This window comes from Pseudomonas salicis (assembly GCF_057128705.1).
Window position 1 is genome coordinate 206,287 of record NZ_JBSKHU010000002.1, and the last position, 25,215, is coordinate 231,501.

General features: G+C 60.5%; 25 protein-coding genes. 22 read left to right on the forward strand and 3 right to left on the reverse strand.

The window, feature by feature from the left end:
- The first annotated feature begins 57 nt into the window (after window positions 1-57).
- The 19 genes from arsC (at window position 58) to ACWKWE_RS07070 (ending at window position 18,305) form a co-directional block, all read left to right on the forward strand.
- A complete protein-coding gene (gene arsC / locus ACWKWE_RS06980; protein ID WP_483850088.1) occupies window positions 58-411 on the forward strand; it encodes an arsenate reductase (glutaredoxin) in 354 nt (117 codons plus the stop codon).
- On the forward strand, window positions 408-1,013 hold the full coding sequence (gene wrbA / locus ACWKWE_RS06985) for an NAD(P)H:quinone oxidoreductase (RefSeq protein ID WP_166596614.1): 606 nt from the start codon (window positions 408-410) through the stop codon (window positions 1,011-1,013). The genes arsC and wrbA overlap by 4 nt, the downstream gene beginning before the upstream one ends.
- Window positions 1,006-1,434 (forward strand): DUF2069 domain-containing protein, encoded by a 429-nt coding sequence (locus ACWKWE_RS06990; RefSeq protein ID WP_483850089.1) that lies wholly within the window; start codon window positions 1,006-1,008, stop codon window positions 1,432-1,434. Before wrbA ends, ACWKWE_RS06990 begins: the two co-directional genes overlap by 8 nt.
- A gap of 57 nt (window positions 1,435-1,491) precedes the next feature.
- Complete coding sequence (locus tag ACWKWE_RS06995) at window positions 1,492-2,163, forward strand: DNA-3-methyladenine glycosylase I (RefSeq protein WP_483850090.1); 672 nt, start codon at window positions 1,492-1,494, stop codon at window positions 2,161-2,163.
- 92 nt (window positions 2,164-2,255) lie between these two features.
- On the forward strand, window positions 2,256-2,939 hold the full coding sequence (locus ACWKWE_RS07000) for an FCD domain-containing protein (RefSeq protein ID WP_166596611.1): 684 nt from the start codon (window positions 2,256-2,258) through the stop codon (window positions 2,937-2,939).
- A gap of 265 nt (window positions 2,940-3,204) precedes the next feature.
- Window positions 3,205-4,155, forward strand: coding sequence for a 4-hydroxyproline epimerase (locus tag ACWKWE_RS07005; RefSeq protein ID WP_483850091.1), 951 nt, complete (start codon window positions 3,205-3,207; stop codon window positions 4,153-4,155).
- Window positions 4,152-5,297, forward strand: coding sequence for an NAD(P)/FAD-dependent oxidoreductase (locus tag ACWKWE_RS07010; protein WP_483850092.1), 1,146 nt, complete (start codon window positions 4,152-4,154; stop codon window positions 5,295-5,297). The genes ACWKWE_RS07005 and ACWKWE_RS07010 overlap by 4 nt, the downstream gene beginning before the upstream one ends.
- Window positions 5,290-5,526, forward strand: a complete 237-nt coding sequence (locus ACWKWE_RS07015) for a (2Fe-2S)-binding protein (RefSeq protein WP_401144940.1) — start codon at window positions 5,290-5,292, stop codon at window positions 5,524-5,526. Before ACWKWE_RS07010 ends, ACWKWE_RS07015 begins: the two co-directional genes overlap by 8 nt.
- The gene (locus ACWKWE_RS07020; protein WP_483850093.1) at window positions 5,523-6,782 is read left to right on the forward strand and encodes an FAD-dependent oxidoreductase; all 1,260 of its coding nucleotides are present in this window, start codon (window positions 5,523-5,525) and stop codon (window positions 6,780-6,782) included. The genes ACWKWE_RS07015 and ACWKWE_RS07020 overlap by 4 nt, the downstream gene beginning before the upstream one ends.
- Window positions 6,783-7,056: 274 nt before the next feature.
- On the forward strand, window positions 7,057-7,806 hold the full coding sequence (locus tag ACWKWE_RS07025; protein ID WP_483850464.1) for a helix-turn-helix domain-containing protein: 750 nt from the start codon (window positions 7,057-7,059) through the stop codon (window positions 7,804-7,806).
- Window positions 7,807-8,039: 233 nt separating this feature from the next.
- A complete protein-coding gene (locus tag ACWKWE_RS07030; protein ID WP_166596608.1) occupies window positions 8,040-8,813 on the forward strand; it encodes a hypothetical protein in 774 nt (257 codons plus the stop codon).
- Between the two features lie 34 nt (window positions 8,814-8,847).
- Window positions 8,848-10,773, forward strand: coding sequence for a hypothetical protein (locus tag ACWKWE_RS07035; protein ID WP_483850094.1), 1,926 nt, complete (start codon window positions 8,848-8,850; stop codon window positions 10,771-10,773).
- Between the two features lie 303 nt (window positions 10,774-11,076).
- Window positions 11,077-11,895 carry an ABC transporter substrate-binding protein gene (locus tag ACWKWE_RS07040; protein ID WP_166596606.1) on the forward strand — a complete coding sequence of 273 codons (819 nt, stop codon included), beginning with the start codon at window positions 11,077-11,079 and terminating at the stop codon, window positions 11,893-11,895.
- A 202-nt stretch (window positions 11,896-12,097) separates the two neighbouring features.
- A complete protein-coding gene (lhpI, locus tag ACWKWE_RS07045; RefSeq protein WP_483850095.1) occupies window positions 12,098-13,867 on the forward strand; it encodes a cis-3-hydroxy-L-proline dehydratase in 1,770 nt (589 codons plus the stop codon).
- Window positions 13,860-14,525: an amino acid ABC transporter permease gene (locus tag ACWKWE_RS07050; RefSeq protein WP_166596604.1), complete on the forward strand. Its 666-nt coding sequence runs from the start codon at window positions 13,860-13,862 to the stop codon at window positions 14,523-14,525. The genes lhpI and ACWKWE_RS07050 overlap by 8 nt, the downstream gene beginning before the upstream one ends.
- Window positions 14,526-14,535: 10 nt before the next feature.
- Window positions 14,536-15,186, forward strand: coding sequence for an amino acid ABC transporter permease (locus tag ACWKWE_RS07055; protein WP_483850096.1), 651 nt, complete (start codon window positions 14,536-14,538; stop codon window positions 15,184-15,186).
- Window positions 15,179-15,901: an amino acid ABC transporter ATP-binding protein gene (locus ACWKWE_RS07060; protein WP_166596602.1), complete on the forward strand. Its 723-nt coding sequence runs from the start codon at window positions 15,179-15,181 to the stop codon at window positions 15,899-15,901. The genes ACWKWE_RS07055 and ACWKWE_RS07060 overlap by 8 nt, the downstream gene beginning before the upstream one ends.
- Before the next feature lie 212 nt (window positions 15,902-16,113).
- Entirely contained in the window at window positions 16,114-17,151 is a 1,038-nt protein-coding gene (locus ACWKWE_RS07065; RefSeq protein WP_483850097.1) for a trans-3-hydroxy-L-proline dehydratase, read from the forward strand.
- A gap of 236 nt (window positions 17,152-17,387) precedes the next feature.
- Window positions 17,388-18,305 carry a dihydrodipicolinate synthase family protein gene (locus tag ACWKWE_RS07070; RefSeq protein WP_166596600.1) on the forward strand — a complete coding sequence of 306 codons (918 nt, stop codon included), beginning with the start codon at window positions 17,388-17,390 and terminating at the stop codon, window positions 18,303-18,305.
- 135 nt (window positions 18,306-18,440) lie between these two features.
- Here the strand turns inward: ACWKWE_RS07070 and ttcA are convergent, their stop codons facing one another.
- A complete protein-coding gene (gene ttcA / locus ACWKWE_RS07075; protein ID WP_483850098.1) occupies window positions 18,441-19,265 on the reverse strand; it encodes a tRNA 2-thiocytidine(32) synthetase TtcA in 825 nt (274 codons plus the stop codon).
- Between the two features lie 428 nt (window positions 19,266-19,693).
- On the opposite strand from ttcA, the gene ACWKWE_RS07080 reads away from it, so the two are divergent.
- Both ACWKWE_RS07080 and ACWKWE_RS07085 read left to right on the forward strand, forming a co-directional pair.
- Window positions 19,694-20,296: a Yip1 family protein gene (locus ACWKWE_RS07080; protein ID WP_166596598.1), complete on the forward strand. Its 603-nt coding sequence runs from the start codon at window positions 19,694-19,696 to the stop codon at window positions 20,294-20,296.
- Window positions 20,297-20,550: 254 nt separating this feature from the next.
- The gene (locus tag ACWKWE_RS07085) at window positions 20,551-21,045 is read left to right on the forward strand and encodes a SprT family zinc-dependent metalloprotease (protein ID WP_341962992.1); all 495 of its coding nucleotides are present in this window, start codon (window positions 20,551-20,553) and stop codon (window positions 21,043-21,045) included.
- Window positions 21,046-21,048: 3 nt separating this feature from the next.
- Here ACWKWE_RS07085 and ACWKWE_RS07090 read toward each other — a convergent pair whose 3' ends face one another.
- Both ACWKWE_RS07090 and ACWKWE_RS07095 read right to left on the reverse strand, forming a co-directional pair.
- Window positions 21,049-22,230 carry a CaiB/BaiF CoA transferase family protein gene (locus ACWKWE_RS07090; protein ID WP_483850099.1) on the reverse strand — a complete coding sequence of 394 codons (1,182 nt, stop codon included), beginning with the start codon at window positions 22,228-22,230 and terminating at the stop codon, window positions 21,049-21,051.
- 273 nt (window positions 22,231-22,503) lie between these two features.
- Window positions 22,504-23,838: a dicarboxylate/amino acid:cation symporter gene (locus tag ACWKWE_RS07095; RefSeq protein WP_166597643.1), complete on the reverse strand. Its 1,335-nt coding sequence runs from the start codon at window positions 23,836-23,838 to the stop codon at window positions 22,504-22,506.
- A gap of 345 nt (window positions 23,839-24,183) precedes the next feature.
- On the opposite strand from ACWKWE_RS07095, the gene ACWKWE_RS07100 reads away from it, so the two are divergent.
- Entirely contained in the window at window positions 24,184-25,182 is a 999-nt protein-coding gene (locus tag ACWKWE_RS07100; protein WP_483850100.1) for an AraC family transcriptional regulator, read from the forward strand.
- Window positions 25,183-25,215 lie beyond the last annotated feature (33 nt).

The following is a 25,215-nucleotide window of genomic DNA, read 5'->3' on the forward strand; positions in this document are numbered from 1 at the left end:
GTCTTTACCGAGACGCCTGTAGAATACCCGCCACCCCACGAAAGATGCGACCCGCAAATGACCGATCTGACGCTTTATCACAACCCGCGCTGCTCCAAATCACGTGGCGCGCTGGAATTGCTCGAAGAACGCGGCCTGACGCCGACCGTCGTGCGCTACCTCGAAACCCCGCCAAGCGCCGCGCAATTGCGTGATCTGCTGGCCAAGCTGGGCATCCATGCCCGCGCCCTGCTGCGCACCGGCGAAGACGAATACAAAACCCTGAACCTGGCTGACAGCAGCTTGAGCGACGACGGACTGATCGACGCCATGGCCGCCCATCCGAAGCTGATCGAACGGCCAATCCTGATTGCAGGCGACAAGGCTGTGATCGGCCGTCCGCCAGAGAAGATCCTGGAGCTGCTGCCGTGAGCGCGCCCTACATTCTGGTGCTGTTTTACAGCCGCAACGGCTCGACCAGTGAAATGGCGCGGCAGATTGCCCGGGGTATCGAGATGGGCGGGATGGAGGCGCGGTTGCGCACCGTCCCGGCGATTTCCACCGAATGCGAAGCCGTGGCGCCAAGCATTCCAGAGACCGGCGCGCTGTACGCGACCCTCGATGATTTGAAGAACTGCTCGGGCCTGGCGCTGGGCAGTCCGACCCGCTTTGGCAACATGGCGGCGCCGCTGAAATACTTCCTCGATGGCACCAGCAACCTGTGGCTGACCGGCGCGTTAGTCGGCAAACCGGCGAGTGTGTTCACATCGACCGCCAGCCTGCACGGCGGCCAGGAAACCACGCTGATGTCGATGCTGCTGCCGTTGCTGCACCACGGCATGCTGGTCACCGGTCTGCCCTACAGTGAAGCAGCGCTGATCGAAACCAGCGGCGGCGGCACGCCGTACGGCGCCAGCCATCACGCGGGGGCCGACGGCAAGCGTCCGCTGGATCAGCACGAGACCACGCTGTGTCGCGCGCTGGGTCAGCGTCTGGCCAAGACCGCGCTGTTGCTGGAACCTTCCCGTGGCTAAAAAGCCCAAAGTGCTGCCCCTGCTGGACTGGCTGGAACCTCGGGTTCGCTGGAGCCGGGTGGCGGCGCTGTCGTGCTTTTTGGGACTGATCGCGTTGCTGGGCGTTTATTACCTGGTCATTGCCGACCTGCATGGCGCGCGGCCTTGGGTGATTCTCGCGATTGAACTGGTGCCTCTGATTCTGTTGGCGCCCGGCATGTTCGTCGGCAGCCCTCGCGGGCATTCGTGGACCTGTTTCGTGGTGAACCTGTATTTCATCAAAGGCGCACTGGCCGCGTTCGACCCCAACCGCACAGGGTTCGGTGTGTTGGAAATGCTCGCCAGCCTCGCCGTGTTCACCAGCGCGTTGCTGTATGCGCGCTGGCGGTTTCAGTACGACCGAAAATTAATTGAAACGCGCGCCTACGGCGCTAGCGGTTAGCCAGAAGGCTCGGGTGAACATTCAAACCCGCCCATGAAATTTCGTTTTGGAGAGGGCATGCAAGATTACAAATGGCTCAATGAATACTGCCTCAACCGCTTTGGTTCCGCCGCCGCGCTCGAAGCGCACCTGCCCACCCCCGCTACCCCGAAGAAGCTCAAGGCCATCAGCGACGACCGCTACCTGTCGACCATGGCCCTGCGCGTGTTTCGTGCGGGCTTGAAGCACAGCCTGGTCGACGCCAAATGGCCCGCGTTCGAGCAGGTGTTCTTTGGTTTCGATCCGGAAAAAGTCGTGCTGATGGGCGCCGACCACCTGGAGCGGCTGATGCAGGATGCGCGGATCATTCGCCACCTCGGCAAGCTCAAGAGCGTGCCGCGCAATGCCCAACTGATCCTCGATATCGCCAAGGAACACGGCGGCTTCGGCCACTTCATCGCCGAGTGGCCGGTGACGGACATCGTCGGCCTGTGGCGTTACCTGGCCAAACACGGCAACCAGATGGGCGGGCTGTCGGCGCCGCGTTTTCTGCGGATGGTCGGCAAGGACACCTTCATCCCCAGCGATGACGTGGTGGCAGCGCTCAATGCACAGAAGATCGTCGATAAAGTACCCAGTAGCCAGCGCGATCAGGCGGCGGTGCAGGCGGCGTTCAATCAGTGGCACGCCGAAAGTGGCCGCCCGCTGTGCCAGTTGTCGATGATGTTGTCGTATACCGCCAACCACTGATCTTTTTTTCGTGCGCGGCACGCAGACACAGCGCGACACAAATCGGACGTCGTATACAATATCCGACATTCGCCATTGCCTGAGTCTCTCGCGTGCCTTTCCTTCTTTCTGACGCCCCTAACCTCGGCGTTGCGCCATCCGCGTCCGAGGTCATCGCCACGTTCCTGCGCGAGTCGATCATTTCCGGCCAGTTCGCCGAGGACGAGCCGATCCGTCAGGACGACATCGCCCGCGTGTTCAACGTCAGCAAGATCCCGGTCCGGGAAGCGCTGAAACGCCTTGAAGCCGAAGGCCTGGTGCAGTTCCAGCGCAACAAGGGCGCGGTAGTCACACGGATTTCCGAGCCGGAACTGGCGCAGATTTTCGAAGTGCGGGTATTGCTGGAAGTGCAGGCGATTCGTCTCGCGGTGCCAAGGCTGACCCAGGCGCAGATCGACCGCGCCAGCGCCATCTGTGATGAATTCGTGGGTGACGATGACATCGGGCGTTGGGCCGAGCTGAACTGGGCGTTTCACACCTGCCTGTACGAAGCGGCGCAACGGCCGTTTCTGCTGAACATGATTCGCTCGATTCACGACAAGGTCGAACGCTACCTGCGTGTGCAGATGAGCTTTGACGAAGGCAAGGAGCGGGCCGATCTGGAGCACCGGGAAATCCTCAAGGCCTGTGCCGAACGAGACGTGGACAAGGCCGCCGAGTTGATCGAGCACCACATCATTGGCGTTTGTCGCACCCTCTACGCTCACTTGCCCAATGCCGTGCTCAGCGAAATCTGACACCCGCGACTGTGCCGATTTCGTCATTTCACGGGACGAAATCGGTCAAGACCCTTGCCTGTATTCCCGCCAATCTGATTGACAACGAACTCGACATTGATCTGAGGCGCGGCCACTGATCTGTAGGAGTGAGCTTGCTCGCGATTGGGTGCTGCCAGCTGCTTATCCGGTGCGGACACACCGCGATCGCGAGCAAGCTCACTCCTACAGGGATTGGCGTATGCCGAGAGATCAGCGCTATCTCATGCTGCTTGAGGGTGATTCCATGAAACGCATCCAGATCCTCGATTCCCACACCGGCGGCGAGCCCACGCGGCTGGTGCTCGACGGTTTCCCCGACCTCGGCAAGGGCAGCATGGCGGAACGTCGCCAAGTGCTGGCGGATGAATTCGATGACTGGCGTGCGACAACGGTGCTGGAGCCTCGGGGCAGCGATGTGCTGGTCGGCGCGCTGCTGTGCGAGCCGGTGGACCCCGAGGCCTGTGCCGGGGTGATCTTCTTCAACAACGCTGGCTACCTCGGCATGTGCGGCCACGGCACCATCGGGCTGGTGGTGTCGCTGGCGCATCTGGGCAAGATCGGACCGGGGGTGCATCGCATCGAAACCCCCGTGGGCACGGTGCAGGCCACCCTCCACGAAGACCGCTCGGTGAGCGTCAACAACGTGCCCTCCTATCGCTATCGCAAGAATTTCATCGTCGAGGTCCCGGGCCTTGGCAACGTGACCGGTGACATCGCTTGGGGCGGCAACTGGTTCTTCCTCATCGCTGACCACGGCCTGAGCGTCACCGGCGACAACCTCGACGCCCTGACCGATTACACCTGGAAAGTGCGCCAGGCTTTGGAAAACCAAGGCATTCGTGGCGAAGACGGCGGCATCATCGACCACATCGAACTGTTCGCCGACGACGATCACGCCGACAGCCGCAACTTCGTGCTCTGCCCCGGCAAGGCCTATGACCGCTCCCCATGCGGCACCGGCACCAGCGCCAAACTGGCGTGCCTGGCCGCCGACGGCAAGCTCGAACCCGGTGCGCTCTGGCAACAGGCCAGTGTGATCGGCAGCCAGTTCGAAGGCAGCTTCCAGTGGCAGCACGGCGAGCGTCAGATGGGCGACCGGATCATCCCGACCATCCGAGGTCGCGCCTACATCAGCGCCGAAGCCGCGCTATTGCTGAATGAGGAAGACCCGTTCGCTTGGGGCATTCGTTCTTGATCCCAAATGCCACGTCCGGGGGCGCCGCCGATGTGATCGTCATCGGTGGCGGCATCGTCGGTGCGGCCTGCGCGGACGAACTGGCGAGCCACGGGCTCAACGTTCTGGTCCTCGATTGCCAGCGCCCGGCCGCCACCGCAGCGGGCATGGGCCACTTGGTGGTGCTCGATCACAGTCCCGCCGAACTGGCGCTGGGCGAATATTCGGTGCGCCTGTGGCGCGAGCTGGCACCGCACCTGCCGGATAACTGCGCCATGCGCAACAACGGCACGTTGTGGCTGGCCTGCAACGAGGGCGAGATGGCCGAGGCCGAGCGCAAACAGGCAGCGTTGAGCGCGTTCGGATTGGGCTGCGAACTGATGAGTGGCGAAGCGTTGGCGAAGGCCGAACCGTCGTTGCGTCCCGGCCTGTTTGGCGCGTTGAAAGTCACCGGCGACGGCATTCTCTACGCCCCCAATGCGGCGCGCTGGCTGTTACAGCGTCAGCCTCGGCTCGTGCGTCAACAGCAGGCCGAAGTCGTGGCGGTCGAAGGCAATCGCGTGCGGCTGGCGGACGGCCAGTGGTTGCAGGCCGAGGCCGTGTTGCTCGCCAATGGCATCTACGCAAAAGACCTGTGCCCGGAACTGCCGCTGCAAGCCAAGAAAGGCCATCTGTTGATCACCGATCGCTACCCGGCGCAGATCACCCACACGTTGGTCGAGCTCGGCTACGTCACCAACGCCCACAAGGGCGACGGTCCGTCGGTGGCGTTCAACCTGCAACAGCGTCCGACCGGTCAATTGTTCGTCGGCTCGTCCCGGCAGTTCGACAGCCACGACCCGGCCATCGACCCCGCGATGCTGGGCCGGATGCTGCGACGGGCAATGGAATTTCTGCCCGATCTGGGCCAACTGAACGGCCTCCGCAGCTGGACCGGGTTTCGCTCGGCCAGCCCCGACGGCCAGCCGCTGGTGGGCGAACACCCGAATCAACCCGGCCTGTGGTTGGCGGTCGGACACGAGGGGCTGGGCGTGACCACCGCCACCGGCACGGCCAAATTGCTGGCCGCGCAATTGCTGCGCACCCCGCCGCCCATCGAGCTTCAAACCCATCTGCACGCTTACTTGCCACAGCGTTTCATCGGAGCCCACGCCCATGCCTGAATTACGCATCGACGGCCAGCCGTTTCGCTTCGCCCAAGGCACCACCGTCGCGGCGGCTTTGATGGCCTGCGGTGATCGTTGCAGCCGAACGTCAGTCACTGGGCAGCGTCGGGCGCCGTTGTGTGGCATGGGCATTTGCCAGGAATGCCGGGTGAGCATCGACGGCCTGCGACGTTTGGCCTGCCAGACGATCTGCCGCGACGGGATGCAGGTGGAGACGCAGCCATGACCGATCACGTCGACCTGCTGATCATCGGCGCCGGGCCTGCCGGAATGGCCGCTGCCCTTGCCGCTGCGCCCAAGGGCCTGCGCATCGCGATCCTCGATGACAACCCGCTGCCGGGCGGGCAAATCTGGCGCGACGGGCCACAGGCGCAATTGCCTGCACGGGCCAGCGACATGCGGGGGCAACTGCAACAACAGGCCAATATTCAGCTGCACAGCGGCACCAAAGTCGTCGCCCTGGCAGGCCCGAAACAGCTGCTGCTGGAAGACGCCGAGCGCGGTTGGGCGCTGGGCTACGACCGGTTGATTCTGTGTACCGGCGCCCGTGAGCGGTTGCTGCCCTTCCCCGGCTGGACCTTGCCCGGTGTCACCGGCGCGGGCGGGTTGCAGGCGCTGATCAAAGGCGGTCTGCCGGTGGCCGGGGAACGTGTCGTGATCGCGGGCAGCGGGCCGTTGTTGCTCGCGTCGGCCGACACCGCGAAAAAGAACGGCGCTGAGGTGGTGCGCATCGCCGAGCAGGCTTCGTTCGCTGCGGTCAGTCGTTTTGCAGCGGGCTTGTGGCGCTGGCCGAACAAGGCGATTCAGGCCGCGACGCTGGCCACTGCCGCGTATCGAACGTCCGCCCATGTGCTGGAAGCGCTGGGTTCGGGTCGACTGGAAGCGGTGCGCGTTCAGCTGGGGAATCGGGTCGAGGACGTGCCCTGTGATCGGTTGGCGTGCGGGTTCAGCCTGGTGCCTAACGTAGAACTGGGCACGGCCCTGGGTTGCCGGGTCGAGGATCACGCGGTTGCCGTGGATGAGTGGCAGGCCACGAGTCTCGCGGATCATTTTGCCGCCGGAGAATGCACGGGGTTTGGTGGCAGCGAGCTGGCGTTGGTCGAGGGCAAGATTGCCGGGCTGGCGGCGACGGGGCAACAGGATCAGGCGCGTCAGCTGTTTGCGGAACGGGGGCGGTGGCAGGGGTTTGCGGACCGGCTGAATCACGCGTTCGCCCTCGATCCTGCGCTGAAACAGTTGGCGCGGCCGGACACGTTGGTGTGCCGCTGCGAGGACGTGCCTTACTCGGCGCTCGCCGTTCATGAAAGCTGGAACGCTGCCAAGCTGAACACCCGTTGCGGCATGGGCGCCTGCCAGGGACGCGTCTGCGCCACGGCCGCGCAGACGTTGTTTGGCTGGGAATCGCCGCTGTTACGGCCGCCGTTCAGCCCTGCCAGGGTAGCGACGTTGGCGTGTTTGGGTGAATCGGACTCCGTAGTTTAAAGAGGCGATTGGCAGCACTCGATTGGCTTCTGATTCTGGCCGAAGGCCGTAGGAGCAAGCTTGCTCGCGATCTGCTGCGCAGCGGCAGCAATATCAGCCACCTTCGTTGTGTCAGGCATACCGCATCCACCGGGTTTACGACTGCTGCGTAGCCGATCGCAGGCAAGCCAACTCCCACGGCCTTCGGCCAGAAGCGCGATCTCGACTAGGCGTCGCCCCTCATATACCGCATCATCGACCTCGTCCTTCTGATGCGGCGTGCTCCCCCGTGAACATGATTGACCTGCTCCCCACCTCGCCCTCGCCCAACCTCGATCAACTGCTCACCAGCCTCGATCGGGTCGCGCCGTTGCTCGATGCCATTCCGGGCGTGGTGTTTTTCGTGAAAGACGCGAAGGCCCGTTACGCGATGGTCAATCAGACGCTGGTGCAGCGCTGCGGCTTCAAGGAAAAACGCGATCTGCTGGGCCGCACCGCCGAGGATGTATTCCCCGCTCGCTTCGGTCCGTTGTACACCGCGCAGGATCGGCGCGTGCTGGCCGATGGCAGGCAGCTGAACGATCAGTTAGAGCTGCACTTGTATTACGGCAATCAGCCGATCTGGTGCCTGACCCACAAGATTGCCTTGCGCGATGACCAAGGCGTGATCATTGGCCTGGCGGGCATCTCGCGGGACCTGCAAATCTTACAATCGCATCCGGCTTATCAGAAGCTGGCCGAGGTCGATGCCTACATTCGTGAGCACTTTTCCCGACCGATCACGCTCCACGAACTGACCGCCATCGCCGGGCTTTCCATTGCGCAACTGGAACGGCACTGCAAACGCATCTTTCAACTCACGCCTCGACAGATGATTCACAAGGCCCGGCTTGGGGAGGCTTCGCGCTTGCTGCGTGAAGACCTGTCAATCACCGACGTGGCCATGCGCTGCGGCTACACCGACCACAGTGCGTTCAGCCGACAATTCCGAGCGTTGACCGGGGTTTCGCCGAGTGAGTATCGGGAGTCGCAGAGTGGCCTTTGAACACCACACATGGAGACTACCGTAAGCAACGCGTGGCGTCGGCTTATAGCGAGAGTGAATAAAAGTTCCGGTTTTAAAAAAGCGCCCTGTCACCGGCATGACCGTTGGTCTAGTTTGGTGTAAGACGCTGGAGAGTTCTTTTGACAACGGCCCGATAGCCTCTAATGTTCGAAGGGCTAGCTGCGATGAAAGAGGTGCGCCAGCCGTCGATAACATGTTTAACGGGTGCACCTATGGACAGCCTCGCACACCAAATCGCAGAGCAGATCATTGCCGCCTTTCAAAGAATCAGAGCACTGTTGTTTACCATGTCCATCGGCAGCGCGCTGTTGCTGTCCAATGTCTATCTGGACGAGCTCTCATTCACCGATGCTCAGTTGAAGCTCTCTTACCCCCTGAGAGACGCTTTAAGCCAGGCACGTGAACACACCACCGACCCCGTTGAGCGGTCAGCGCTAACGTTCAGAATCGATAGAATCGACAATACTCGTCGCAGCCAAAACAAGTTGCATGAGCTGAACCTGCCTATTGTCGGTCTCACCATGTCGGCGAACGATGCCGTTATCATTATTGATATATTCCTGACCGCCTTGGCGTTGTGGGCACTTTACTCCGTTCATCAGATCCGTGACGCGTTGGCAGAGAAAGAAATAAAAAACTCACTGCCTGCTGTCGCTCCACTTATCCGAAGCGCTGCAGTATTTACTTATAGAGCACCTGCCACGTGGTTCAAACGCGTCATGATCTACGGCATGTTTATGTTACCGACGCTGGCCGTGTTCATCGTGTTGCTGATCGATATTTACAGCATGGTGACCTACGACCGCCCCGAAGTCCTGCGGTCGATGTCGACTGTCATCTTTAGCCGCTTTCTTATTGAAGTGATCTCAATCGTCATACTTGCCATTACCACGCGTGCGCTCATCCTGAACAGTCATCAACTTTCCGAAGCGCTCTACATCGTCAAGACCCCCGACCCTGCCGGAGCTTCTTCTCTAAAGAGCTGATGTCGATATGACCCACTCATCGTCACGATGCCCATTGCAAAAAATCGTTGTCGCCATTCACGGGGTTGGATCGCAGACTCGAAGCGACACCATCCGCACGGTTGCGCATCGATTTGGCTGCATCGGCAAACAACCACCGCCGGTCATGCCGCTGGGCTTCTTCCAGCTTGGCAATGTCGGTGAAGTTCATCTCAGCCGTCTGGAGGTGGACGCTGAACATGAACTGTCGAACATCGGATTCGCTGAAGTGTATTGGGCGGATATTCCAAGAACCGTGGTAACACAAGGCGACACCCTCGAAGAGAGCAAAGCCTGGGGTAATACGATCGTTGCCAGAGCGCAAGCGATGTATTGCCAGAAGGTACCCCAACAGCAGCCAAAACTAGACGGCGCTGACTTCGCACTCACTGCGGGTGTGACTGAGGAGATTATCGAAGCCATCACCCTGATGGAAAATCTGGCCTGGGTGTTTAAAAAATTGGGCCTGTTTGAAATCAACATCGCGTCGTTGCTTGCTGACTATCTGGGAGATGTACAACTGGTCGCAGAATTCCAGGGCTATCGACAGCTGATCGTTAACCGTTTTCATGATGCGATGACGCAATTGCTCGAACGGTTTGAGGGTGCCTACTCAGGCGCGCCGGAAATTTATATTGTCGCCCACAGTGAGGGGACTGTAATCAGCTTTCTGGCCCTGTTGGAAGCACTCTCAAGTCCCGTAGGTCGAGAGTCCACGGGTGAGAACGGACGAAAGATCACCTACCGCTGGGTGCAATACGTCCGGGGTTTCATGACCCTCGGTTCACCGATCGATAAACATCTCCTGCTTTGGCCCAAACTCTGGCCTTCAGATCGTTTGGACACTCAAGACTATCCACAGAAAGGCAAAGATCAGCCGGTCGCATTCGTGACAACGCCGTCTGAAACTCGAGTTCAACTGCCCAGCCAGATCAAATGGCGTAACTACTATGACTGTGGCGATCCTATCGGTTTCCAACTCGACAGCGCCCGAAAGTACCTGAAGAAATTGCGGTGCGACGCGTTCGAATTTGAAACCCGTCACGACATCGGCTTCACCCGCTACTGGTTTCCGGGGAAGGCACATATTGACTATTGGAATGATTCGACGGTGTTCCGCCATTTTGTCGATGACGTCGTTTTATATAAGCCCCCGACGGCTGCGGTCCCTGTTTCAAGTCCTCCGGCGCCCAAGACACGTCCGTTCGTGGGCGCGATCAGTCTCTTGATGCCTTATCTGTTATCGGTAGCGATGCACGCGACGGCTGTCTATATCATGTTGAAATCCGTTGTAACGTTCCTTGCGCAGCACAATTGGTCAGCCCTGATGCTCGGCCAATGCGTAGTGTCTCTTTCGATTTTATTGACCGCCGTGACCGTTAGTGGGCGTTTGCCGCGTCTCGTGAAGCGATCGGAAAGTCGCTGGAGGTTGTTGGCATTTCTGATATTCGCTGCGGGGGGAGGCATCAGCATGGCGATATTGCCAACGCCTGTGGCCGACTTTCTTGCCGGGCCACTGGTCCGATGGGATGTTCTGCGCGCCGTCCTCTTCACCTGGACCGGCCCTTTTATCTTGCTGGCGGCCTGCGGCTGCATTGCATCTTCCGGGTGGTGGGTTCGCCGAATCCCTCGTATGGGGCGAAAACTGATGGTGGGGTTAGGGGTTCTGATGATCACCGTCGCGATCGCCATGGGTTATCTGGACGCAAGTGCGCAAGCTACGGTGTCAGACTCAGCGGTGGCGGAATCTCCTGCGCTCTGGCCCCTGATTCTATCGGCGCTGGCCTTCATCTACCTGTGGTGGCTAGGCATTGTGACGTTCGATCTGGCGTTCATCTGGCATCGCTACATTCGCAGTTCGGTTGCGCTGGACAACCTGAGAAGCTGGGACGCCATGTGCGATGCGCCGCCTAGAACGCTCAGGAAAAGACGAGCGGGATAAGTGCGTTCACTCGCTCATCGAAGGTTATGAAAGTCACGGCATTCCCCTGACCAGTCACTGCGCCGGGTAGGGGTGACGATGTTGCCGAATGCGCACGTACGACGCACCCCACGCCTTTTTGCTCCTTTATGTAACATCCGGGGGCGCTCCTTTCTCGCTGCCATTGCCGCCATGACGCACTAACCTACTGATTCGCCACGCCTCCCTGAACGACTGCAAAACGGGCACGCCCCATGCATGGAAAATATCGTATACGAAATTACTTATCCGGCCGTTTCCTTACTTGCATCCACCGAGGCTTCTATGAAAAAGCATGCTGTTGCAGTAGCCCTCCTCGCCGTCATGAGTTCCTCCTTCATCAACGTGGCCTTCGCCGATAAGCTCGATGACATCATCGACTCCGGGAAATTGCGCTGCGCGGTGACCCTGGATTTCCCGCCGATGGGCTCCCGGGATGACAAGAACAACCCGGTCGGATTTGACGTCGATTACTGCAACGATCTGGCGAAGGTGCTGGGGGTGACGGCCGAAGTGGTTGAAACGCCGTTTCCGGATCGTATTCCAGCGTTGGTGTCCGGGCGCGCCGACGTGATCGTGGCCTCGACCTCCGACACCCTCGAACGCGCCAAGACCGTGGCGATGACCATCCCCTACTTCGCGTTCCAGATGGTGGTGCTGACCCGCGACAACACCGGCATTACCAAATACGAAGACCTCAAGGGCAAGAACGTCGGCAACACCAGCGGCACCTATGAAGCCATTGCCCTGGAGAAAGACCAGAAAGCCTGGGGCACCGGCAGCTTCCGCGCCTATCAGACCCAGAACGACACCATCCTCGCCGTCGCCCAAGGCCACATCGATGCGACCGTGGTCACCAACACCGTGGCCGCCGCGACCCTTAAATCCGGCAAATACAAGGGCCTGAAAGTCGCGGGCAATGCGCCTTACGTGATCGATTACGTGTCGCTGGCGGCGAAGCGTAACGAATATGGCCTGATCCATTACCTGAACCTTTTCGTCAACCAACAAGTGCGCACCGGTCGTTACGACGAGTTGTGGAAGAAGTGGGTGGGTGATGAAATCAAACCTGCCAACTTGACCGTTCCGGGGGTTTATTACTGAGTCCGATATGACCACGGCAGTAGCGGCTCGGCGCGATTTTCACGCCGCACGCTCAACCTGTGGGAGCGAATTCATTCGCAATAGGCCGGTACAGCAGACGCAGAAATATCGTCTGTGCCCTTTTTTCGCGAATGAATTCGCTCCCAAGGATTGATGATTCGCCGCAATACTCCGGTGGCCCATCCCTTCTTAGGAGCCCACGATGTCTGAAGTTTCGTTGAACGGTCGGTGTCTGGTGGCAGGCAGTGCCCAAGGCGCGTTGTTGTACGCCGACATGGGCCTGAGTTTCTGGGGCGGGGTCGAGCCGTTTACCGGTGAGGTGATCGACCGGCATCACCCCCTCAGCGGCCAAATCATCACTGGCAAAGTGCTGGCGATTCCCAGCGGGCGCGGGTCGTGCACCGGCAGCAGCGTGTTGCTGGAACTGATCCTCAACGGCCATGCCCCCGCCGCGTTAGTGTTCGAACGGGTCGAGGACATTCTGACCCTCGGCGTGCTGGTCGCCGAGCAGATGTTCGGGCATTCGATCCCGGTCATCAGCCTCGGCGAAGCGGGTTTTGAGGCCTTGCGTGAGGTGAAATTCCTGCGCGTAGAAGACGCGCGTGTTACCGCTTTCGACAGTGCTCCGCCTGCAATGGCACCCCGTTCGCCCGTCCAGAAAACCGCGCTGCACAGCAAGATCACCCTGACCGAAATGGACCAGGGCTTTCTCGACGGCGCCTACGGCAAGGCTGCGCAAGTGGCGATGGGCATCATCCTGCGCATGGCCGAGCTGCAAGGCGCGACCGAATTGCTGGACATCACCCAGGCGCACATCGACGGCTGCATTTACACCGGTCCTGCCAGCCTGCGCTTCGCCCGGCAACTGGTGGACTGGGACGCGAAAGTCCGCGTTCCGACCACCCTCAACTCCATCTCCGTGGACAAGCGCCGCTGGCGCGAGCTGGGCGTGGACCCGGCGCTGGGCGAGCCGTCCAGCCAACTGGGCGACGCCTATCTGGACATGGGCGCCCGCGTCAGTTTCACCTGCGCACCCTACCTGCTGGACAGCGCGCCGGAGCTGGGCGAGCAAATCGTCTGGGCCGAATCCAACGCGGTCGTCTACGCGAATAGCGTGATCGGCGCGCGCACTCTGAAATACCCGGATTACCTCGACATCTGCATCGCCCTCACTGGCCGTGCGCCAAAAATCGGCTGTCACCTGACGCAACAACGGTTGGCCACGCTGCGCATCGACGTGCCCGATGTCGGCGAGCTGGACGACAGTTTCTACCCGTTGCTCGGCTATCACATCGGTCTGCTCTGCGGCGCCAACATCCCGGTCATCTGCGGCCTGGAACACAAGGCGCCGACCCTCGACGACCTGAAAGCCTTCGGCGCGGCCTTCGCCACCACCTCCGCTGCACCGATGTTTCATATCGCGGGCGTGACCCCGGAAGCGGCCACCGTTGAACTGGCCCTTGGCGGACATCCGCCAGACAAGGCATTCAGCATCAGCGACCTCGACCTGCTGCACAGCTGGCGCGAACTGAACAGCGCACAAAGCCCCGAGGTGGACGCTGTCACGTTGGGCAATCCGCATTTCTCCCTGAGCGAATGCGCCACCCTCGCCCGCCTTTGCCAAGGCCGGCGCAAGCTCGACAGCATCGCCGTAGTCATCACTTGCGGCCGGGCGACCCTCGAACGTGCACAACAGGCAGGCCATGTAGCGACGCTGGAGACCTTCGGCGTGCAGTTCGTGACCGACACCTGCTGGTGCATGCTCGGTGAACCGGTGATTCCTCCGAAAGCTCGCAACCTGATGACCAACTCCGGCAAATACGCGCACTACGCACCGGGTCTGGTGGGGCGTCGCGTGCACTTCGCCAGCCTGGCCGAGTGTGTCGAAAGCGCTTGCACGGGCCTGGCCGGCGGACGCTTGCCGGTCTGGCTGCACGCTGCCGAAAAGGCGGAGGCGCTGCCGCATGTTTGATTACAACTTCCACTGGCGCGCCGCGTTCAAAGCCTTGCCGGACATGCTCGACGGCGCTGTCGTCACCTTCCAGACGGCGGCTCTGTCGATGATTCTCGGGGTCACCATCGCGCTGTTTCTGGTGTTCATGCGTCAGGGCAAAAACCCGATATTCCGGGGCTTTGCCGCGACCTGGATCTCGATTGCCCGCAACACCCCGTCGCTGTTTCAGGTGTACATCCTCTACTTCGGTCTGGGCTCGTTCGGCTTGCACGTGAGTTCGTGGGTTGCGCTGCTGGCGGGGATCACCATTAATAACGCGGGTTATCTGGCGGAAAACTTCCGTGGCGGTTTGAAGGCCGTGCCGGATACCCAATTGCGCGCCGCCCGCTCGCTGGGCATGAGCGCACCCCAGGCCTACCGGCTGATCGTCATCCCGCAATTGCTGCGCATCGTCTACTACCCGCTGACCAACCAGATGGTCTGGGCCGTACTGATGACGTCCATGGGGGTAATTGTTGGCCTGAACAATGACCTCACCGGTGTCACCCAGGACTACAACGTCAAGACCTTCCGCACCTTCGAGTTCTTCGCTATTGCGGCGGTGCTGTATTACCTGATCGCCAAACTGATCGTGGCCGTGGCGCGGCTGCTGTCATGGCGCCTGTTCCGGTATTGAGGGATCGACCATGTTCAACAGCACATTCAGTTGGGGCGATCTGCAATTCATGCTGCAAGGGGCGTGGATCACGATCCTGCTCACCATTGTCTCGATGCTTATCGGCACCCTCGCCGGGGTCGTCTGCGGCATGGCCCGGGCGTTGCTGCCACGCAGCACGATTCCATTGGCGTGGCTGCTCGACGTGTTTCGCAGCGTGCCGTTGCTGATCCAGTTCGTGTTGTTCAATGCACTGAAAAGCATTGCCGGGCTTAACTGGAGCGCCTTCACCGTCGCGTGCATCGTGCTCGGTCTTTACGTCACCGCGTACTGCACCGAAATCGTCCGCAGCGGTGTGCTGTCGGTCCCGCTCACGCTACGCCGCGCCAGTCGTTCGCTGGGCCTGAGCTACTGGCAGGACCTGCGCCAGATCGTCATGCCGATGGCGACCCGCGTGGCGTTTCCGGGTTGGGTCAACCTGTTGCTGTCGGTGATGAAAGACACCGCGCTGGTGATGTGGATCGGCATCGTCGAACTGCTGCGCGCCTCGCAGACCATCGTCACGCGCATTCAAGAACCGCTGCTGGTGCTGTGCATCGCAGGCCTCATTTACTACGTCATGAGTCTGGTGATCGCCCGCCTGGGTGCGCGCCTGGAAACGAGGTGGCAGGAAAATGATTGAGATCGACAACGTACACAAATCCTTTGGCGAGCTTGAAGTCATCAAGGGCGTGAGCCTGCAGGTGGAGAAAGGCGAAGTGGTGTCGATCATCGGCGGCTCGGGTTCGGGTAAATCGACGCTGCTGATGTGCATCAACGGCCTGGAGTCGATCAAAAGCGGCAGCATTCGCGTGGACGGCACCGAAGTGCACGCCAAGAGCACCGACATCAACAAGCTGCGGCAGAAGATCGGCATCGTCTTTCAGCAGTGGAACGCCTTCCCCCACCTGACCGTGCTGGAAAACGTGATGCTCGCCCCGCGCACCGTGCTGGGCAAAAGCAAGGAAGAAGCCGAGGCGCTGGCAGTCAAGCAGCTGAAACACGTGGGCCTGGGCGACAAGCTCAAAGTCTTCCCCGGCAAGCTTTCCGGTGGCCAGCAACAGCGCATGGCGATTGCCCGGGCGCTGGCGATGTCGCCGAATTACATGCTGTTCGACGAGGCCACCTCGGCCCTCGACCCGCAGTTGGTCGGCGAAGTGCTGGACACCATGCGCATGCTCGCCGAAGACGGCATGACGATGATTCTGGTGACTCACGAGATTCGGTTCGCCCGCGATGTGTCGGACCGTGTGGCGTTTTTCCGCAATGGCCTGGTGCATGAAATCGGCACGCCGGATCAGGTGATTGGCAACCCGCAACGGCCCGAGACGGCGGATTTTTTGCGGTCGATTAATTAGAAAAGCTGAGGGCTGCAAGAGTGGGATCTACCCGGCCTGACCAGAAGGTTCAGGTCTGTGGAGATCAAAACTGTGGGAGCGAATTCATTCGCGATTGGCCGGTACAGCCGACACAAAAATATCGTCTGTACCTTTTATTCGCGAATGAATTCGCTCCCACAGGTTGTGCAGTTTCGTCAGACCAACCGAGTTCGACAGGAGGGCTTTAAAGCATGCGCTCATCGAAAGTGATTCACGTGGTCAGTTGTCACGCCGAAGGTGAAGTCGGCGACGTCATCGTCGGCGGAGTCGCCCCACCACCGGGCGATACGATCTGGGAGCAGTCGCGCTGGATCGAGAAGGACAACGTACTGCGCAACTTCGTGCTCAACGAGCCGCGCGGCGGGGTGTTCCGTCACGTCAACCTGCTGGTGCCGCCCAAGAACCCGAAGGCGCAAATGGGCTGGATTATCATGGAACCCGCCGACGTGCCGCCGATGTCCGGCTCCAACTCGCTGTGCGTCGCGACCGTGCTGCTGGACAGCGGCATCCTGCCGATGACCGAGCCGGAAACCCGCCTGATTCTGGAAGCGCCGGGCGGGCTGATCGAAGCCATTGCCCAATGCCGTGACGGCAAGGTGCAGAGCGTCGAGGTGCACAACCACCCCTCCTTCGCCGATCAGCTCGACGTGTGGATCGAGGTGCCGGGGCTGGGGTCGATTCAGGTCGACACCGCCTATGGCGGCGACAGTTTCGCCATTGTTGACTCGACGAAACTGGGCTTTTCGCTGACCGCCGACGAGGCCAAGGACCTGGTGGAAACCGGCCTCAAAATAACGAAGGCCGCCAACGAACAACTGGGTTTCACCCACCCGCTGAACAAGGACTGGAATCACATTTCCTTCTGCCAGATCGCCGCGCCCGTGAACTACGACGGTGGCGTGGCCAATGCCGCCAATGCGGTGGTGATCCGCCCCGGCAAGATCGACCGCTCGCCCTGTGGCACGGGATGTTCAGCGCGACTGGCGGTGCTGCATGCCAAGGGTCAACTGAAGGTGGGCGAACGCTTCATTGGCCGCTCGATCATCGGCTCGGAGTTTCATTGCAAGATTCAGCGCGTGACCGAAGTCGCCGGACGACCTGCAATCGTCCCGAGCCTGTCGGGGCGTGCGTGGATAACAGGGACCCATCAACACATGCTCGACCCGAGCGACCCGTGGCCGGAGGGTTACAAGCTGACCGACACCTGGCCGGTGGGGTTGAAGTTGTGATTTGAAGAAACACGCAATACCTGTAGGAGCGTGGCTTGTCCCGCGATGTGCCGGGAACCGGCAGCAAACCCTGCAAACGCGAGCCATCTGACACACCGCGCATGCAGGTTTTACGACGACGTTGTCGCCGATCGCGGGACGAGCCACGCTCCTACCTATAAACGCATTAAACGGGCGCAATGTGCCCAAACTAGAACGTATACGAAATACTTTCCATCCCGAAAAAGGAGTCTGTCATGAGTCAATCCGTATCCTGGAACGGTGTCTTCCCTGCCGTCACCACACAGTTCAACGAAGATTTTTCCCTCAACCTGGAGGCAACCCACAAGGTTATTGCCAACCTGGTACGCGATGGGGTGTCGGGGTTGGTTATCTGCGGCACGGTGGGTGAGAACACCTCCCTCAGCGTGTCGGAAAAGATCAGCCTGGTCGAAGCCGCGAAAGACGCTTCGGCGGGTCGGGTGCCGGTGATTTCCGGGATTGCCGAGTTCACCAGCGCCAACGCCAGCATCGTGGCAAAAGACGTGCAGAAGGCCGGGGCCGACGGGATCATGCTGATGCCCGCGCTGGTGTATTCCTCGAAGCCCTTCGAGACCGCCGCGCATTTCCGCACCGTCGCGTCCGCCTGCGACCTGCCGATGATGGTCTACAACAACCCGCCCATTTATAAGAACGATGTAACCCCGGACATCCTGATTTCCCTGGCCGACTGCGACAACATCGTCTGCTTCAAGGATTCGTCGGGTAACACCAACCGTTTTATCGACGTGCGCAACGAGGTGGGCGACCGCTTTGTGCTGTTCGCCGGGCTGGATGACGTGCTGGTAGAAAGTGTTGCCGTGGGCGCGGTGGGCTGGGTGTCGGGCATGTCCAACGCCTTTCCGAAAGAGGGTGAAACCCTGTTCCGTTTGGCCAAGGCCGGGCGTTTCGCAGAGGCAATGGCACTTTACGAGTGGTTCATGCCGCTGTTGCACCTGGATGCACGCCCGGACCTGGTGCAGTGCATCAAGCTGTGCGAAGCCATCATGCAACGCGGCAGCGCCCTCACCCGCCCACCGCGCCTGGCGCTGCCGGACAGCGATCGTGAGTACGTGGAGGGGCTGATGAAGACGGCGTTGGCGAACAAGCCGGTGTTGCCGGAGGTGGGGCTTTAATACGGCGGATTTGACCTCAACCGCCCCCTGTAGGAGTGAGCTTGCTCGCGATAGCGGTGTGTCAGGTAAGTATTTGAGTCTGACAAATGTTAATCGCGAGCAAGCTCACTCCTACAAAGGGATTTTCGGTGCTGCCTAGATATTCACCACATTCACAAACCGCGACGCGGCGGTCTCGTCGATCTTCAGGCTCGTGAAGTCGAACAGGTTGCGGTCCGCCAGTTGCGACGGCACCACATTTTGCAGGCTGCGGAAGATCATTTCCGAACGGCCCGGGGTCTTGCGGTCCCATTCCTGAAGCATGTCCTTGACCACTTGGCGTTGCAGGTTTTCCTGCGAGCCGCACAGGTTGCACGGGATGATCGGGAATTGCTTCATGTCCGAATAGGCCTGGATATCTTTCTCGGCGCAGTAGGCCAGCGGGCGAATCACCACGTTACGGCCATCGTCGGCGCGTAGTTTTGGCGGCATGGCCTTGATCGTGCCGTTGAAGAACATGTTCAGGAAAAAGGTCTCGACGATGTCATCGCGGTGGTGACCGAGGGCCATTTTGGTCGCACCGATTTCGTCCGCGAAGGTGTACAGCGTGCCGCGACGCAGGCGCGAACACAGCGAGCAGGTGGTCTTGCCTTCCGGAATCAACTCCTTCACGACCGAGTAGGTGTCTTTCTCGACGATGTGATACTCGACGCCCAGCTCTGTCAGATAAGCAGGCAGGACGTGTTCGGGAAACCCCGGCTGTTTCTGGTCCATGTTCACGGCGACGATGGAGAACTTGATCGGCGCGACTTTCTGCAAATGCAGCAGCACGTCGAGCATGGTGTAGCTGTCCTTGCCGCCAGACAGGCAGACCATCACCTTGTCGCCCTCTTCAATCATGTTGAAATCGGCCACTGCCTCGCCTGCAAGCCGACGCAGACGTTTCTGCAGTTTGTTCTGATTGACTGAAAGGGTGCCCATGGCGCTGTGGTCCGCTCGCTGTGACGTAGGGGAAGAAAGGGCCGGTATTTTACGCATAAACGTTACGGCTGGTAATGCCTGCTGATCGTGCAATTCAAGCGCACCACGTCCCTTGTAGGAGTGAGCTTGCTCGCGATGGCGGTTCGCCTAACACATCTTTGTCCCTGAAACCGCCATCGCGAGCAAGCTCACTCCTACACCTGTACATGCCGTTCGTCCGACCGCGCCAAGCGATTGATCACCTCTGGCTATTAGCAGCACTCTTGAATGCGCCAATTACTCTAAAGCCCACGGTTTTCGGGGCTTGCAGGTTTCTATACTCCCAAGTGAGGTCGCAGCCATGCATTTCCCCTTGTCGAGATTGTGGCCTTGCCCTGACGGCATCAGGCTATCAGGCGCGACGGCATCCATGATGAGGAGTTACGGGCATGATCCATCACGTTTTGGGGCTGTTCACACACCCCGATCAAGAATGGCAACAGATACGTGGCGAGGAAGAAGAAACCATCGGCCACATGTACCTCACCCACACCCTGATTCTGGCGGCGATCCCTGCCGTGTCCGCGTACATCGGCACCACGCAGGTGGGCTGGGTCATCGGCAATCGTGCGCCGGTGATGCTGACCAGCGAAAGCGCGGTCTGGATGACGCTCATGTCCTACATCGCCATGCTGGCCGGGGTGGCGGTGATGGGCGGGTTCATTCACTGGATGGCCCGTACCTACGACGCCAGCCCCAGCCTCGCCCGCTGCGTGGCCTTCGCGACCTACACCGCGACACCGCTGTTCATCGGCGGACTCGCCGCGCTCTACCCTCATATGTGGCTGGGGATGATGGTCGGCCTGGCGGCGGTCTGCTACACGGTTTACCTGCTGTACGTGGGGTTGCCGGTGTTCATGAACATTCACCCGGACGAAGGCTTCATGTTTTCCAGTTCCGTGCTGGCGGTGGGCCTCGTGGTGCTGGTGGCGATCATGGCGTTCACGGTGGTGCTGTGGGGTGTCGGGGTGGGACCTGAGTACACGAATTGATGGAGTCGGCCCTTTTATTCGCTGAAACACGATACCTGTGGAAGCGAATTCATTCGCGAGACGATGGCACAGCTGATAAATCTTCATCGGATGTACCGGCCAATCGCGAATGAATTCGCTCCCACAGGTATGCGCACGCCGGCAAGCCGTGCTGCTACAAAGATTAGCGGCTCATTCACGACCATTCGGCAGCTTCAGTTTTCGGCCTGCCCCTGCTTTGCGGCATACTCGCCTCCTCTGGAGACCGATGAAGCATGCTTGAGCAACTCAATACCCGCGTCGAATCCTGTTACCAACAAGCCGAAGATTTTTTCAAACGCCCCTTCAAACGCCCTGTCGTCAGCCTCAAGCTGCGCGGCCAGAAGGCGGGTGTCGCGCATCTGCATGAAAACCTGCTGCGATTCAATCCGCAGCTGTACCGCGAAAACAGCGAAGATTTCCTGCGCCAGACCGTGGCCCACGAAGTCGCGCACTTGGTGGCCCATCAACTGTTCGGCGACACCATTCAGCCCCACGGCGAGGAATGGCAGCTGATCATGCGCGGTGTGTACGAACTGCCGCCCAACCGTTGCCACACCTACGAAATCCAGCGGCGCAGCGTCACCCGCTACATCTACCGCTGCCCGTGCCCGGAAAGCGATTTCCCGTTCTCGGTGCAGCGGCACAAGCTGGTCCGCAAGGGGCGCCGTTATCTGTGCCGTCGCTGCCGGGAGATTCTGGTGTTCAGCGGCGAGACGCGGGTGGAATGACCGTCACGCCACGGCACCCGCTTCCCGCAACGCGCTTATTTCCTGCTCGCTGAACCCTGCTTCCCGCAACACCTGATCGCTGTGCGCGCCCACTGAAACGCCGATGTGCCGGGGCGCGGGCAAGCCTTCGGAAAACTTCACCGGGCAGGCCATCTGCGGCTGCGAAGTGCCATCGCCCCGAGGCACCTGCGTCACGACCTGCCGCGCCTGCAATTGCGGATGCTGCGCGGCCTCGGACAGGCTCAATACCGGCTCGACGCACGCGTCCACCCCAGCGAATAGCACCTCAAGTTCGTCAAAGCCGCGCCGCTCGAATTCGATCTGCAATTCCCGTTTGAGGGCCAGATGATCCACGGTTTCGGGTGATAAACCGAGCTTCGCGAGTTCCGGCCGTCCCAAGGTCTCACACAGCGTTCGCACAAAGGCAGGCTCCAGGCTGCCGACCGAAAACCAGCGCCCGTCGCGGCTGCGGTAGTGGTCGTAAAAGCCGCCGCCGTTGAGCCAGTTGCCCTCAGGCTGAGGCTCGACGTTAGCGGCCAGCGCCCCGGCCCCTGCCAGGGCGTTCAGGCTGAAGGCGCAGTCGGTCATGCTGATGTCGACGAACTGCCCCAACCCGGTGTACTGCCGCGCCACCACCGCCGCCAACAGACCGATCACGCCGTGCAGCGACCCGCCCGCAATGTCAGCCACTTGCATGCCCAGTGGCAACGGGCCGCTGTCTTTGCGGCCGGTGTAACTCGCCAGCCCCGCAATGGCCAGGTAATTGATGTCGTGCCCGGCACGCTGACGGTACGGCCCTGTCTGCCCGTAGCCGGTGATCGAGACGTAAATCAGCTTTGGATTGATCGCCTTGAGGGCTTCATACCCGAGCCCCAGCCGCTCCATGACGCCGGGACGAAACTGTTCCAAAACAATGTCGTACTGTGCGACCAGCCGCTTGACCACCGCCACCGCCTCGGGCTGCTTGAGGTCCAGCGCCAGGCTGCGCTTGTTGCGATTGAGGTAGGCGTGGCTTGCGGAAACGCCTTGATCGTGAGGCGGCATGACGCGCACCAGGTCAGGCCGGGTCGGGGATTCGATGCGCAACACCTCAGCGCCCATGTCCGCCAACAACAGCGAGGCGAACGGGCCGGGTAGAAGCGTGGAGAAATCGAGGACGTTGAGCGAGGACAGCGGACCGTGCATGCGAGCTTCCCTGGGCAGCAGTGATGTGGGACAGCGTAGGTCGGCGCATTCAATGGGGCAATGAAGTCAGCCCTGTGGAGGCAAATCCCTGTGGGAGCGAATTCATTCGCGAAGCGGTTGTACATCCGACAAAAACCCATCGAATGTACCGGCCTCTCGCGAATGAATTCGCTCCTACAGGGATTGCGCATTATTTTGAATCGGTCATCCAACAAAAAGCCCACCCCCGGTTTCCCGTGGGCGGGCTTTTCAGTTCAGCGCGAGGCTAACTGATTACGAACGGCCTACCGAAGCAGGGCCTTCGGCCACGCCCAGGTCGTCTTCAGGGCGGGTTTCTTCGATGGCACGGCCACCGGAAGCCAGCTCGGCCTGCATTTGCGGCACGTCCAGCTCTTTCACCCACTTGGCAACTACCAGGGTGGCAACCGCGTTACCCACCAGGTTGGTCAGTGCGCGGGCTTCGGACATGAAGCGGTCGATACCCAGGATCAGCGCCAGACCGGCCACCGGCAGGTGACCGACAGCCGACAGGGTCGCGGCCAGCACGATGAAGCCCGAACCGGTCACACCGGCAGCGCCTTTGGAGGACAGCAGCAGAACGGCCAGCAGGGTGATCTGGTGGGTGATGTCCATGTGGGTGTCAGTCGCTTGAGCGATGAACACGGCCGCCATGGTCAGGTAGATCGAAGTACCGTCCAGGTTGAACGAGTAGCCGGTCGGGATGACCAGACCCACAACGGATTTCTTCGCGCCCAGACGCTCCATCTTGATCAGCATGCGTGGCAGTGCGGACTCAGACGACGAAGTACCCAGCACGATCAGCAGCTCTTCACGGATGTACTTGATCAGTTTCAGGACGCTGAAACCGTGTGCGCGAGCGATGGCGCCCAGCACCACCAGCACGAACAGCAGGCACGTGATGTAGAAGCACAGCATCAGTTGGCCCAATTGCACCAGCGAGCTCACACCGTAAGCGCCGATGGTGAAGGCCATGGCGCCCAGTGCACCCAGCGGGGCCAGCTTCATGATCATGTTGATGATGTTGAACATGACGTGAGCGAAGCGATCGATGAAGTCCAGCACCGGCTTGCCGTAGGCACCCAGGCGATGCAGGGCGAAACCGAAGATCACCGAGAACATCAGCACTTGCAGGATATCGCCGTTGGCGAACGCGCCGACGATGGTGCCCGGAATCACGTTGAGCAGGAAGTTGACGACGGTCTGATCCTTACTCGCAGTCACGTAGGAAGCGATTTTCGATGCGTCCAAGGTGGCAGGGTCAATGTGCATGCCAGCGCCCGGCTGAACGACGTTGACCACGACCAGGCCGATGATCAGCGAGATGGTCGAAACGATTTCGAAGTAGAGCAGCGCGTAACCGCCGGTCTTGCCCACGGATTTCATGCTCTGCATGCCAGCGATACCGCTGACGACGGTGCAGAAGATGATGGGGGCGATGACCATTTTGATCAGTTTGATGAACGCGTCACCAAACGGTTTGAGCTGAACGGCAGTTTCGGGATACCAGTGACCGAGTGCGATACCAATGATGATTGCAACGATCACCTGGGCATACAGGGATTTGTAGATTGGCTGACGAGTCGTCATTGCAGTTTCCTCAAGAGCATCGCGCGTGTCATTCCTGATACACCGACGCCTAAAGTGCGAACCCACCTGCTCGGAGGGATTTGTTTTTGTCGAGCTGCGCGCGGCAGACCTCTGCGCCCTCTATCGCAATCACCGTGCCATCTTTCAAAAAATCACCGGAAGCCCCGAACGGCATGGACTGCTCGGTTAACGGTAGCCAACAATTCGATTCAGCGGTGGCGGATTTCCGCCCATTCCCGACAAAATAGCCCGGTCATTGGCGGGTATCCGCCTTGTGACATCCCTTTGCCACTGCCTACCATCGGCCATTCATCCGTTCGCCATGTGAAGATCAACGGGCCTGTCATGCGCCATCGAACCATCGCCAGCCATTTCGCCCGCGCCGTGCTGCAAGGTGCACAGCGCTATCAGCTCGATTGCGCGCCGATTCTCGAACAGGCGGGCATTCAGCCCGAACTGTTGAACGAGCCTCGGGCGCGGATCGCCCCAGAGCAGTTCGCACGTCTGATTCAAGGGGTGTGGCGGGCGCTGGACGATGAATTCATGGGGTTTGGGCTCGCCCCGAGCAAGCGCGGCACCTTTGCGATGATGTGCCACGCGGTGATTCACTGCCGCACGCTGGACAAGGCGCTGCAGCGGGGCTTCTTGTTTTATGGACTGTTTCCGGACGCCCCACGCTTGAGCCTGGAACGTGACAGCGACGAGGTCCGGTTGTGTCTGGACGACTCAAGCCTGCGCGACCCGGCGCACTTTCTCAGCGAGTCGCTGCTGGTCATCTGGCACCGGCTGGCGAGTTGGCTGATCGGGCAACGCATCCGGCTGGAACAGGCCACGTTCGCCTACCCCGCCCCCGCCCACAGCGCCGAATACGATCTGCTGTTCTATTGCCCGATCCAGTTCGATGCCCCGCAGACCGCGCTGACCTTTCACGCCCGCTACCTGGACCTGCCGCTGTTACAGGACGAGCGCACGCTGAAGCGCTTTCTCGAACGCTCCCCCGCTGACCTGCTGGCGCGGCCGGACGAGGGCGACAGCCTCAGCAGTCAGTTGCGTAGGTTGCTAAGCCGGGACTGCCAACGCTGGCCAGACCTGGAAATCGCCGCCGATCACCTGCACATCAGCCCCCAGACCCTGCGCCGCCACCTCCGAGAAGAAGGCACGAGCTTTCAGGGATTAAAGGACGAGTTGCGGCGGGACATGGCGATTTATCACCTGGGGCAGGCAGACCTTTCCCTGCAAGAGATCGCCGAGCAATTGGGCTTTTCCGAGCCGTCGGCGTTTCATCGTGCGTTCAAGAAGTGGACCGGGCTGACACCGGGGGCGTATCGCGCGCAGGGGGATTGATGCCCCGCCCACCCCACTGTAGGAGCGTGGCTT